Here is a 13235-nt window from a genome sequence, read left to right on the forward strand (position 1 = left end):
CGGGGAGAGGGGGACCATGAGCTTTATCCTGCGCCGTATCTCGACGACCAAGACGGGCAAGCAGATCATCCGCGACCAAGCGCTGCCGGGCGATACGATCACGCTCGGCCGCGAGGGCGGCAATGTCATCCACATCGCCGATCTGGCGGTCAATCCGCACCATGCGACGATCAGCAGCGCCGACGGCCGCCATGTCCGGGTGCAGGCGCAGGAAGGACTGGGGTTCGACATCAACGGCCGCAGCGTCGATGCCGCCGATATCGACAGCGCCGCCGGCGCCGAGCTGCGGTTTGGCGGCCATCGCCTGACGATCGCGCGCGAGGGTGACAATATCATCCTGCTCGTCGAGCGCATCGACGAGCTGTCGCAATCGTCGAAGGACGTCGACGAGGCCAAGGCCTTTTCGTTGCAGGGCGTGATGCCCGGCAAGCGCATGGGCGCGTGGGTGTTCGGCCTGCTGATGCTCTTCGCCTTCCTCGTAGGGCCGATCTGGGCGTGGTACAGCTATAAAAATGTCGACGAGCGGCCCGACGGCTATCACGCCGATACGGCCTGGCTGTCCGGAACGCTGTCGAGCGCGCACGCAAATCTCAAGAACGACTGCCAGTCGTGCCATGTCGAGCCCTTCGTCGCGGTGACCGACAAGGCGTGCGTCGGCTGCCACACCGGCGAGCATAAGGCGATGAGCATGGCGCATGCCGACGCGCCCGCCGCGATGCTGCTTGCCGCGCGGCATCCGCCGGGGATCGGCGAGAAGGTGCTGGCGGGCTTCGCCAAGACCTTCAACAAGCCGCAGGGCCGCTGCGTCGATTGCCATACCGAGCATGAAGGCGCGGGGCCGATGGCGGCGACGCCGCAGAAATTCTGCGCCGACTGCCACGACGGGATGTCCGGTCGCCTGAAGGCCGCGGGGCATCCGACGTTGCTTGCCGACGCCGCCGATTTCGGCACCAGCCACCCCGAATTCCGCCCGCTCGTCCGCGCCGCGCCGGGCGCCAAGCCGATGCGCGCGGCCTTGGGCCAGGGCGCGCCGCTCGACTATGACGGCCTCAAATTCCCGCACGACCTGCACCTGCAGGCGACCGGCGGCGTCGCGCGGATGGCGGCGAGCTTCCGCGGCCGCTATGATTTCGGGAACAAGCTCGAGTGCGAGAATTGCCACCGCGTCGAGGCCGACGGCGTGCGTGTGAAGCCGGTCGAGATGGAGCGCGACTGCGCGATGTGCCACAGCCTGGCGTTCGAGACCGTCGGCGGCGTCACGCGCACGCTGCGTCACGGCGAGCCCGACCAGGTCGTCGCCGATTTGACCGCCTATTACCGCTCGACCCCGCCGTCGCGGCCGTTGCAGCTCGGCGGCATGGAGCGCCGCCGCCCCGGCAACTATGCCGAGGGGCGGGTCTACAACATCTATTTCCGCGAGGTCGCGGTGCGCCCGAACCGTGCCGAGGATGCGGTGCGCGCCGTCTTCTCGAAAGGCGGCGCCTGCTACGACTGCCACACGATTTTTGCCCCGCAGGGAGGCAACGGCTGGCGCGTGATGGCGGTCAACCAGACGCCGCGCTTCCTAACCAAGGGCTGGTTCGATCATGACGCGCACAGCGAAACGCAATGCGCCGACTGCCACACCGCGGCGCCGGGATCGAAACAGTCGGCCGACCTGCTCGTGCCCGCCCTGCGCCAATGCCGCGACTGTCATGTCGGCGAGAATGGGGCGCGGCTGGTGAAGGTCGAGACGGCGACCGAATCGCCCTGCGCGATGTGCCACGAATATCATTCGGACGGCGGCAAACCGTGGTCGCCGGCCCGCAAAAGAAAGGTAAACAGCGCGGCAATCACAAATAAACCTCTGCGCGCTATCTATGGTGTGAGCATGATCACAGGTCCGCAGGGGCGCGGGCTCTATGATGTGACGTGGCGCACACCGGCGCTCGGGGCCATTAGGCGGGGTGGATGACACGTGGTACGGCCGGGACCGGACGGCCGGAGCAGGGGCAATGAACGACGATGCTGATCGCCCAGATCACCGACATCCACATCGGGTTCGATCCCGATAATCCGGCGGAATACAACCGCAAGCGGCTCGATGACGTCCTCGATGTGCTGATCGAGGGGCCGAACCGCCCCGACCTGTTGCTGGCGACCGGCGACATCACCGATCGCGGCGACGCCGACAGCTACCGCCGCCTGTCCACCGCTTTCTCGCGCTGCCCCTTTCCGGTGTGGCCGAGCGTCGGGAATCACGATTTGCGCGACAATTTCCACGCGCAATTCCCCGGCTTCGACGACGGCAATGGCTTCATCCAATATACGATCGAACTGCCCGAACTGCGGCTGGTGACGATCGATACGCTGGAGGAAGGTCGCCATGGCGGCGCCTTTTGCGAACGGCGGTCGGCGTGGCTCGATGCCGAGCTGGCGAAGGACAAGCGCAAGCCGACCTATATCGTCATGCACCACCCGCCGGTCGAAAGCGGCATCGAGTGGATGAACACCGACCCCGACGAACCGTGGGTCGCCGCCTTTACCGCCGTGATCCAGCGCCACCCGCAGGTGCGCGGGCTGATCTGCGGCCACCTGCATCGCAGCGTCACCGTGTCGTGGGAGGGGCGCACCGTCGCGATCTGCTCCTCGACCGCGCCGCAAGTCTCGCTCGACCTCCGTCCGATCGACGAGAACCACCCCGACGACCGGCCGATGATCGTCGCCGAAGACCCGGCCTATGCGCTGCATCGCTGGAACGGGCGCGAGCTCGTCAGCTTCTACGACCATGCGGGTGCGCACACGATGCTCGCCAAATATGACGAGCGGCTGCAACCGCTGGTGCGTGAATTGAAGGCCGAGCGGCCGCGTCAGTAACCCAGCGTCAAATCCACCCGCGGCTCCACGGCCTTGCCCTTTTTCCAGCGATCGAGATTTTCCAGGAAGCGCGCCGCCGAGCGAACGAACATCTTGTCCTGCGCGCGGCCCGACAGGTGCATGGTGATGTGCGCGTTGTCTAGCGACCACAGCGGATCGTCGGCAGGCAGCGGTTCGGGGGTCGTGACGTCGAGAAAGGCGGCGGCAATCTGCTGCTCGTTCAGCGCGACGAGGAGGGCGTCCTGATCGACGACGCTGCCGCGCGCGATGTTGATGAGCGTCGCCGTCGGTTTCATCGCGGCCAGTTCGGCGGCGCCGATCATCCCGTCGGTTTCGGGCGTTGCAGGCACCGCCAGGATCACCCAGTCGAAATCGCCCAGGCGATCGCGCCATTGGTCCGGGGTCAGCGTGTTGGCGCCGGGCGAGCGGCGAACGACGGTGACGTCGACCGCGAACGCCTTCAGCCGCTCCTCGATCAGCTTGCCGATCGCGCCATAGCCGAGGAGGAGCGCTTTCGAGCCGAAGAGTTCGATCTTGCCCGGCGACTCCATCAGCCATTCGCGCCGTTCTTGGGCGCGGACGACGTCGCGGTAGCCCTTGGCGACGGTGAGCATACCCATCACGACATATTCGGCGATGGTGATTGCGTTGATGCCCGCGCCGTTGGTCACGACCGTGCCGCGCTCGGCGAGCAGATCGAGCGGCATGCCGTCGACCCCGGCGTAGATCGAGTTTAGCCATTTCAGCTGCGTCGCGGCGGTGATGACCGCGGCCATATCCTTTTTGTCGTACATGTCGAACCAGCCGATTTCTGCCGATGGTGCGAGTTCGAGTGCCTCTTCCTTCGAGGCGAAGAAGCGCGGTTCGATCCAGTCGGGCAGGCGGTTTTCGACGAGCGGACGGATCAGGCCCGAGAGGACGGTGACGGTTTTTGGCATTATCTTGCTCTCCCATTCCCGTTCGCATCGAGCGAAGTCGAGATGCCTATCGACGGCGCACTCCTTCCGGGTGTCTCGACTTCGCTCGACACGAACGGGAAGAGAAGCCGATTAATTCTCCAATCGCCAGTCCCAGCCGAGCGGGTCGCCGTCCATCACCTCGACCCCCGCGGCGACGAGTTCGTCGCGGAGCTTGTCGGAGGTTGCGAAGTCCTTGATGGCGCGGGCTTCCTTGCGCTTGGCCAGCAATGTTTCGATTTCGTCTTCGGTTATCTTAGCGGCTTTGGGGCGGACACGCAGATCAGTTCGGGATATGGTGCAAATCGAGAGACCAAGAACGTCGTCGATGGCGGCGAGAGTATTCAACCTGTCAGAAGCCGACTGCTTCTCTGCTCCAGGCCCAAGAACCAACTCGATTTCCAACAAGGCGCTTTGGGCACCGAGGTCGTTCGAGATTTCTCGGTCAAATTGAAGCAGATTGTTCGACTGCGCAAAATCATCCGTCATTGCGCTCTTGAACTTTTGGAGCGTCCATTCGCCGGGCGGATGTAGAGGTGACCATTCAGCGCCATACTTTTCCTTGTGCTGGGTCTTCAATCGTTGGACCCCCATCACGATCCGCTTCAACCGCGTCAGCGCCGCGCCCAAGCCTTCCCACGAAAACTCCAGCTCGCTGCGATAATGCGCCTGCAGGCACATCAGGCGGTAGGCGAGGGGGTGGTAGCCCTTGTCGATCAGCAGTTGCAGGCGCAGGAATTCGCCCGCGCTCTTGCTCATCTTGCCCGATCGTTCGATCAGGAAATTATTGTGCATCCAGATGCGCGCACCGCTCGCGTCGGAGCAGCTGTGCGCCTGGTTCTGCGCGATCTCGTTCGGGTGGTGGATTTCGCGGTGGTCGATCCCTCCCGTGTGGATGTCGAACGGAAAGCCGAGCAGCGCTTCGGACATCACCGAGCATTCGAGATGCCAGCCGGGCGCGCCTTTGCCCCAGGGGCTGTCCCATTCCATCTGGCGCGTTTCGCCCGCGGGGGTCTTGCGCCAGATCGCGAAGTCCGCCGGGTGGCGCTTGCCGTCGACGGGATCGATGCGGCTTTCGCCCTCATCGGTGCCGTGGCGCGCGAGGCGGCCGTAGTCGGCGACCGTCGTGGTGTCGAAATAGAGGCCGCTCTCCAGCTCATAACAATGCCTGTCGGCGATCGCTTTGGCGAACTCGATCATCTGCGGCACATAGTCGGTCGCGATCGACCAGTGCGCGGGCTGGCGGATATTGAGCGCCTTTACGTCGGCCCAATAGGCTTCGGTATAATGGCGCGCGATGTCCCAGATCGACTGGGCTTTCTCGGCCGCCGCCTTCTCCAGCTTGTCCTCGCCCGCATCGGCGTCGTCGGTCAGGTGGCCGACGTCGGTGATGTTGATGACGTGGGTGAGCTTGTAGCCCTTGAACGACAGCGTGCGCCCCAGCGTGTCGGCGAAGACATAGGCGCGCATATTGCCGATGTGGGGATAGTTATAGACCGTCGGCCCGCAGCTGTAGACGCGCGCCTCGCCGGGGTGGACGGGCTGGAATTCTTCCAGCTGGCGCGTCAGGCTGTTGAACAGCCGCAGGGGGGCAGGGGCGTCGGTCATGTCCGCGCCCATGCCTTGATCTATCGCTATGCGTCAACTCCCACGTCGCCCCCGCACAGGCGGGGGCCGCGAACCTTTTACGCAGCGATGGTGGCCGAAGCCGCCAAGGGCCACCGCGTGCGCGGGGGGCGACGTTTCAGGGTTGCTGCGTGTCGGGTGCTGGCGTCCACAGATCGTCGTTGCCCGCGCCCGTCACCGGATCGTCCAGCAGCGGCTCACCCGAAAGCGGGTCGAGATCGCGCATCGTGATCAGCGCGGTGGGCAGCGTCGTGCCGTCGCCCTCGTCGCCGTCGCCATCGCTTTCCTGATCCTCGATCACGTCCTGCACCGGGAACAGGCTTTCCCCGTCGAAGCGGACCGAGCAGCTCGCCACATTCGCAATCGCACAGCCGTTGAAGGTCGAGAGCGGATCGAAGCCCAGCGAGCCTGTCGTCGGCTGGCTTGACAAGGGGCTGCCCGCGATCGTCAGCTGCGAGATGGTGTCGAGCCCCGTGATTTGGCCGTTGGGACCAAGTTGAACGCCGTTGATAACGATCCGCGACGGCCCCTCGGTCACGACATCGAGGCCCCCGGCGCCGAAGGTCAGTCCGCGCCGCTGGCCGAAGTCGGTCCCGGCGCCGCTGTTCTGGACATAGACGCCGCCGATGACGTCGAAGGCAATACGGCGCGCGAAGAGCGCGCCCTCGTCGAGGACGACGCCGTCGTTCTGGCCCAGCCGCGTATTGATTGCGGTAACCGTCGTCGCGTTGGCGACATCGGTGATCGCCGCGGTGGTCGCGACGATGATGTCCTCCGACCGCATGTTCAGCACGCCGCCGGTTGCATTGTTCGCGCCGAGTAGGCGAACGGTGCCCTGGCCCAGGATCACCTCCAGCGCCTCATCGGCGAAGAGGTTCAATTCGTTGGTATCGCTGAGGCCGGTCAGTTGGACATTGCCGATCACGCGCATCTTGCCCGGCGTGCGGATCGTCAACGAGCCGTTGGCGCCGAGATTCGAGGGAACGCCCTGCGCGTTCGGCCCGCCGCCGGTGAGCGTGAAGCTGTCGACGATCACGTCGGGGGGCAGGCTGCTGCCGACCGAACCGCCCGACACGATATCGAGCTCGGGCGCGAAGATTTCGATGTCGGTCCCGAACAGGCGCGTCAGCTCGTCCGCGTCGATGTGGTAGCCGTTGCGCGACCCCGTGCCGCCGACGTAGGTCGGGCTTTCATTATCGCTGTTCGCGAGCGACAGCGCCGCGGTCGTGCCCGCGGTGCCGACGCGCCCGGCCGGCGCAATCGTGATGTCGCCCGATCCGATCGCGATGTTGCGGGCGGTAACGACCCCGTCGACCAGAACCAGCCCGCGCGCAAAGGCGTCGATGCTGTTGGTCACGTTGACGCTGGTCATCGTGATCATGTCGTTGCCGTCGATCTGCGCGTCCGCGGCGGTCAGGCTGCGGATGATCATATGCTCGCCGCTGTTGACGAAGCGTGCAGTGCGCGCAACCGTCGCGCTGTCGATGGTCAGGACGTTGTTCGAATCGATCGTCGCGTCGCCGACGTCGGTGACGATGCTTGCAAACGCGATCGGGCCGCTGGTCCCGATGTTGAGGCTGTCTGCGCTCGCTGTGACGTTGCCCGACGAACTCAGGCTGCCGATCTCGATGTCGCCGTTGTCGGCAGTCAGCGTGGTGACGCCGCGGCTGCGCAGGGTGCTTGCGGTCACGCCCGCTGCGCCGGTCAGCGTCATCGCGCCGCCATCCCCCGTTTCAGCGTCCAGGATCGCGATCGCGCCGCCCGCGGTCAGCGTCAAATTGCCGCCCGCGAACAGGTCGCCGTCGCCGGTGATGTCGATCGCCGCATCAAGCGTCATATCATCGTCGGCGGACACGTCGGTCGCGGCTATCGTGCCGGTCACCGACGTCATGTTGATGTCCGCGCCGTTGATCGCCGAACTGCCTTCACCCTGCGTGATCGTAAAGCCCCCCTCGGGCAGGTACAGCAGGAACTGCGTATCGGGTCCGGCGCCGGTCGTGGCGACATTGGTCGCGTTGATGTCACCGGTAGCGCGGACGTCGAAATCGTCGCCCACCGTGATGTTAGCCAGCGTTGCGCTGGTTCGCGCGATGACAAGCATATCCTCGCCGACCGTCGCGCCGTCGATGTCGATCGCGCCGCCGGCCGCGACGCCGAACATGCCCGACGCCTCGCTGTTGGTGAGGACGATGTCGCCGCCCGCTTGGGCATAGACGCTCGCCGCTGTCGGCGATCCGCTGCTGCTGCTGCCGCCTTCGCCGATCGCGCTCGCCGAAGCGATGATGTCGCTCCCTGCCCGCAGGGAGACATCGCCGCCGCCCGCATAGCTGCCGGTGATATCGCCCTGCGCGAAGATATCGATGCCCGTGCGGGCGATCGCTTCGCCGATCGCGACATTGCCGCCGCTCGCCGCAGCGCTGAGGAAGCCGTCGGACTGGACCGCCTCGACCGCGATGCTGTTGGCGTTGACGCTGACGCTGCTGTTGTCCGACGTGATGGATGCGCCGCGAATGCCCTCGGCGCCGGTCGTGGTGCCCGTCGCGTTGAGGCCGACGAAGAAGCCCGCGTCGATGTTGCTGAAGACGATCGACTGGCCGGTCACGAACACCGATCCGCCCGCGGTCGAATTGCCGAGATCGACCGCGCCGGGCGAGGTGATGTTGATGTTGCCGCCGGTGATGATGGAATTGAGTCCGGTACGGAAGCTGGCGCCCGTCGCGGTGAAATCCCCATCCGCCTCGGCATGCTCGACGCTGACGCTGCCGTCGCTGGTGATGAAGATGTCGTCGCCGTCGAGCCGGTCGACCGCGATGCTGCCGGCCGGCGTCGAGTTCGCCAGCGTCAGCCTACCGTCGGCGGCAAGCAGCGTCCCCGCCGCGCCGCTGAGCGTGTTGCCCGCAGTGATCGTGAGGTCGCCTGTGGCAAACAGGGTGGCATTCGCGGCGCCCCGCTCATCATGGCGCAGGTCGATCTGATCGCCGGCCTCCAGCGACATGTTTCCGCCGGCGTTCACGCTGCCGCTACCCGCGGCATAGACGCCGATCGAGCCGCTGGTGCGGAGCGTCAGGTCGCCCCCGGTGCCGATCGTTCCGCCGACGGGAGCGAGGAAAATGCCCTGATTGGCTTCGTCGGTGTTGTTGCTGGTCGGGAAAGCGAAACCCAGCGCTTCGGCGGTCAGGCTCGTCATCGTGATATTGCCGACCGATCGCATCTCGATACGCCCCGCACCGCCGCCATTGGCGTCGATGACCGTGTCGCCCAGCGTGATCTGACCGGCCCCGCCCGCCGTGTTCCGGGTTTCGAACAGGACGCGGCCGCCGAAATCGAGATAGGCCGAACAACAGCCGCCGGTGCCGCCCGAACCGATGCCGCCATCGCCGCCCAGACCCGACAGGCCGTTGACCGTGATGTCGATCGGAGCGCCGCCCGAGGTGATGGTGCCGCCGTTGCCGAACAGGAAAACGGTGCCGCCGGTGCCGCCGCCGCCGATGCCGCCGTCGCCGCCACGCGGCACGATATCGTCCATTGTGCCGAGAATACCGTCGGGTCCCGGCAGGGTGACCGAATTCGGATTGTCGGCGCCGCGGCCCGCGTTGCCGCCGGTGCCCATGCTGCTGAACACGCCGCCGCCGGTGCGGCCGATGCCGAGCCCGACGATCGCGCCGTCGCTCGCGACGACCTGGATCTCGCCGCCGGTGCCGAAGCCGCCGTCGCCGCCGCGGCCGCCGATTGTGGGGCGCGAGGAGAAATCGGTAAAGGCATCGCCGCCGTCGCCGCCGACCGCGCTGACTTCGAAATTGGCCTGCGAGACGATAACGCGGGCATTCGCGCCGATCGCCTCGACGCGCGCGGTGCCGCCGAAGGCATCGCCGCCGCGTCCGCCGTCGCCGTCGCTACCGTCGCCGCCGCGGCCGCCGAACGACGAGGTGTCGAGCACGATCGCGAGGGTGCCGGCGTCATAATTGTCGACGATCACCTGCGCGAGGCCGCCGCGTGCGCTGCCGCCGGTGCCGCCGACGCTGGCGCCGGTCGGCGTACCCGAACTGCTCGATTCGGGGACGCCCCCGCCATCGCCGCCGCGCGCGCCCGAATAGCTTGTGATGCTTTCGCTGATGTTGAGCGTCGCGCCGGCGATCTCGATCATTGCCGAGCCGCCGTCGCCGTTGCCGCCGTTACCGCCGACCCCGAACCCGGTCGCAAGGCCCGAACTGCTCGACGGCAGGAAGGTCCGGCCGCCATTGCCGCCGGTGCCGCCGGCGTCGGCGACGATGGCATCGGCGTTGATCTCGCCCGACGTCAGGTTGATCGACGCAAAACCGCCCGCGCCGTTGCCGGCATCGCCGCTGTTGCCCGTCACGCCGTTATAGTTGAAGAAATCGCCGCCGGAGCCGCCGAAGCCATTTGCAGTCGCCGTGAGACCGGCGGAATCGATGACGGTGTCGCCGCCAACGGTGATCGTCGCATTGCCGCCGACCCCGTTGCCGCCGTCGCCGGCAGCGCGCGGATTGGACGGGTCCAGATCGTCGCCGCTGAACCCGTTGCCGCCAAAGCCGCTCGCCGAAACGCGAAGGTCGCCGCCGGTGAAGGTGCCGCCGGTGAATGCGGCCGACGCACTGCCGCCATAGCCATCGCCCGACAGGCCCTGGATCGCATCGCCGTAACCGTCGGCGCTGATCCGCAAGTCGCCGACCGTGACCGCGCCGCCGATCTGGCTGAAGCCGGCGGTGCCCCCGCGGCCGATATTGCCTGTTCCGACGCCGCCATATCCGTCCGCCCGAAGAGTCATCGAGCCGTTGGCGGTGACGGTGCCGCCATTCGCTTCAAACAGGATCGTGCCGCCCTGGCCATTGCCCGCCGGGATGAATTCTTCGCCGCCGGATCCTTCGACGAAAGCCTGCGTGCTGCCGTTCGCGATGGCGCTGAAGCTTCCAAACGTCAGCGCGCTGGTCGCATCGAAACCGGTCCGGATGGTGATGGTGCCGCCCGTGCCGGTCGGGGTCGGCGCCCCCGCGGCGAGCGCGCCGCCCGATACGCCGGACGCCGAAAGTAACGGATTTGCCAGCGAAATGCTGCCTTCATTGGCAAAGATCGTGATGTCGCCGCCCGTTGCCGACGCGCCGCCCTGACTATAACCGGTGCCCGCGTCGACCCCCAGGAAATCGAGCCCGTCGCTCGTCGATTCGAGCACGCCGCCGTTGAGCGACGTCATTGTGATCTGGCCGCCTTGGGCGATGCCGTTGTTGCCGGACACGTTGGCGACCGACGCGCGTGCATCGAGATAGTAATTGTCGGCCCTGACGGTGCCGCTGAGGTCGGCCAGCACATCGATCGTGCCGCCAGACCCGGTTCCGGCGCTGCCCGGCAAGCCGTTGGCGATGCTGCCGCCGAAGGTATAGGCATAAAGGACGGCGTTGACGTCGAGCAGCGCGCCGTTCAGCGCCGTGATGTCGATGTTGCCGCCCGCGCCGTTGCCGACCAGATCCGACGTCAGCACCGTTCCGCTCGCATCGGTGACGAAGCTGCCGTTCACCGTCAGCGCCGAGCCATTGTCGATGATGACCGCGATGTCGCCGCCGCGGGCGTTGCCCGACACGCCCGTCAGGCCGGTCGGGCTCGACGCGCTGCCGCCATCGCCTCTTGCAAGGGCAGAAAAGTCGTTGAAGGCCAGCAATACCCCGCCATCGACGGTCAGGTTCGCCGTCCCGCCGAAGCCGTCGCCGGCCGCCGCATTCTCCGCGCCGCTCGCCTGGCCGCCGGCCGCGCTGGCGTTGAGCCCCACCGCGCCCAGGCTGAGCGCGGCCGACGTGTCGGCATTGATCAGCAACTCCGCGACGCCGCCCGTGCCGTCGCCGCCGATCGGCGAGAGGAAAGTGCCGATTGATGACCGCGAGAAGGATCCGCCGCCAAAGCCTTGCGCCTCAATCGCGGCGAATTGCGAGGTGAAGGCCGTGCGCGCCCCGTTGATCGTCAACCGCGCGGTGCCGCCCGTTCCATTGCCCGACAGGGCGCTGCCGAACTCGCCATATCCGCTTGCGGACAGGGTGACGCCGCCGCCCACGGTTACGCTTGCCGCATTGTCGACCGTCGCCGTCGCCGTGCCGCCCTGGCCGTTGCCGCCGTTGGCTGCGGCCGTGGTGACGCCGGAGGGATTGGTGGTCAGCCCGCCGCCGAAGCCGTTGGCGTCGACCGAAACATCGCCGGCGTTGAGTTGGCTGCCGAGGCCGCTGACAGCGATGCTCGCCGTGCCGCCGGCGCCGTTGCCGCCCGCGCCAGATCCCGAGATGCCGCCCGTTCCCGTCGCCGAAACGAGGACCGAACTCGTCGTCTGGAGGATGCCACCGTTGGTAATCGAAAGCGACGCATTGCCACCAAGCACATTGCCGGTCACGCTATCGAGATGACCATTTGCCAGGATCGACAGGCCGCCGACCGGGATCAGAGCGCCGCCATTGACGTTGACCGCCGCGCTGCCCGGCGAACTGCCGACGCCGCCGGACAGCACGGTCAACGGACCGCTCGCGCCGACCTGACGACCCGCATTGACGGTCAGCGTGGCGCTCGCGTCGCCGATGAAGGTTCCGCTGCCCTGGATGATGATACGGCCGATCTGCAATGGCGGCGGACCCGACGATGGCCCGCCAAGCGGCGGAACCGTCAAAAGCGGCTGGCCGACAAACGCGCCGCTTGCATGCGCAAGGACGTCGCTGCGGAACAGCGCGTCGTTGATCGTCAGGTTCGCCGCGGTGGCGTTGACGGGGGTCGTGGTGATCGCGCCGTTCGATATGTTATAGCCCGCCGACAGGACCACCGATCCGTCGGAATTGGTGATGGCCGATGTCGAATCGGTGTAGCCGACGTCGCCCGACACCAGCATGCCGACCGCGACATTCTTCGGGATCGCGACCATGTAGATGCGCTGGGCAAGGCCCGCCGCCTGCTGTTCGGGTCCGGTCGTCGTGCCGCTGTGCGTGAGGGCATTGCCGCCCTCGGCGCCAACCGTGACGTTGATGTCGAACAGGCCGCTGGTGCGAATGGTGATGTCGGCCTGTTCGGCGGCGACATAGGCCGCCGAGCCGTTGACGGTGACCGAACCCGCCTGCGTGACGCGCGGTGCGACGAGCGCGACATAACTGCTGCCCGCCTGCCCCAGAGCACGGCTGGCGTTGATCTCGCCGTTCATCGTGACCGGCGCGGTGCTGCCCGATGTGCCGCGGAAACGGATCGCCCCTGTCGACGGATCGAGAAGGCCGCCTGTCGTGTCGATATTGTTGCTCGTCAGCACTAGGCTGCCGACGTTGAAGACGCCCGAACTGCCGATCAGGATGCCGCCGGCATTGTAGAACCAGATATTGCCGTCCTGCACGTTGCCGATACCCGGAACGTTGACGAAGCTGTTGACCGTGCCATTGATTCCGACCTGGTTGGTCCCGGTTCCGGCGAAGCGGTTGAGCACGATGTAGTTCTGCGCGTTGCCGACGAAGGTAAGGTTATTGGAGGAAGGCAGGAAATCGATGACGCCGCCAACCGGTGTGTTGGAGGGGGTCCAATCGATGATCGTCTGCGCGCCGTTGACGTTGATCGTCGAAGGGTTCGCCCCGGTATTCGATGTCGATCCGCCCGGCAGCGACGTGATCGTCCCCGATCCCGCGACCTGCGCCAGAGCCGGCCCGCCATAAGCAAGCGCCGCGATGCCCGCGGCGATTGCGCAGCTGCTTAGCAGGCGCCGCTTGCCGTTGCGGACGGGCGAGGGGGTGGCGGTGGCACGCATGGCATGGGTCCTCGATGCAAAAGTCATGG

The 13235-nt window shown here is 66.5% G+C and carries 5 protein-coding genes; 2 read left to right on the forward strand and 3 right to left on the reverse strand.

Annotation, left to right across the window (positions count from 1 at the left end; genetic code table 11):
- Positions 1-16 precede the first annotated feature (16 nt).
- Entirely contained in the window at positions 17-1954 is a 1938-nt protein-coding gene (locus tag ATE67_RS01735) for a cytochrome c3 family protein (RefSeq protein ID WP_058814964.1), read from the forward strand.
- Positions 1955-2004: 50 nt separating this feature from the next.
- Positions 2005-2856 (forward strand): metallophosphoesterase, encoded by an 852-nt coding sequence (locus ATE67_RS01740; RefSeq protein WP_058814965.1) that lies wholly within the window; start codon positions 2005-2007, stop codon positions 2854-2856.
- Here the strand turns inward: ATE67_RS01740 and ATE67_RS01745 are convergent.
- The 3 genes from ATE67_RS01745 to ATE67_RS01755 form a co-directional block, all read right to left on the reverse strand.
- Entirely contained in the window at positions 2850-3794 is a 945-nt protein-coding gene (locus ATE67_RS01745; protein ID WP_058814966.1) for a D-2-hydroxyacid dehydrogenase, read from the reverse strand. The genes ATE67_RS01740 and ATE67_RS01745 overlap by 7 nt on opposite strands.
- Before the next feature lie 111 nt (positions 3795-3905).
- A complete protein-coding gene (cysS, locus tag ATE67_RS01750; protein ID WP_058815222.1) occupies positions 3906-5420 on the reverse strand; it encodes a cysteine--tRNA ligase in 1515 nt (504 codons plus the stop codon).
- Between the two features lie 136 nt (positions 5421-5556).
- Positions 5557-13206 carry a hypothetical protein gene (locus ATE67_RS01755; RefSeq protein ID WP_058814967.1) on the reverse strand — a complete coding sequence of 2550 codons (7650 nt, stop codon included), beginning with the start codon at positions 13204-13206 and terminating at the stop codon, positions 5557-5559.
- Between the last annotated feature and the right edge of the window lie 29 nt (positions 13207-13235).

It is taken from the genome of Sphingopyxis sp. H050, from assembly GCF_001468265.1.
GTDB lineage: Bacteria > Pseudomonadota > Alphaproteobacteria > Sphingomonadales > Sphingomonadaceae > Sphingopyxis.

What these genes read in the sequence shown, in the direction of transcription:
- ATE67_RS01735 (WP_058814964.1), top strand. Translation starts at nt 17, where the DNA reads ATGAGCTTTATCCTGCGCCGTATCTCGACGACCAAGACGGGCAAGCAG.
- ATE67_RS01740 (WP_058814965.1), top strand. Translation starts at nt 2,005, where the DNA reads ATGCTGATCGCCCAGATCACCGACATCCACATCGGGTTCGATCCCGAT.
- ATE67_RS01745 (WP_058814966.1), bottom strand. Translation starts at nt 3,794, where the DNA reads ATGCCAAAAACCGTCACCGTCCTCTCGGGCCTGATCCGTCCGCTCGTC.
- cysS (WP_058815222.1), bottom strand. Translation starts at nt 5,420, where the DNA reads ATGACCGACGCCCCTGCCCCCCTGCGGCTGTTCAACAGCCTGACGCGC.
- ATE67_RS01755 (WP_058814967.1), bottom strand. Translation starts at nt 13,206, where the DNA reads ATGCGTGCCACCGCCACCCCCTCGCCCGTCCGCAACGGCAAGCGGCGC.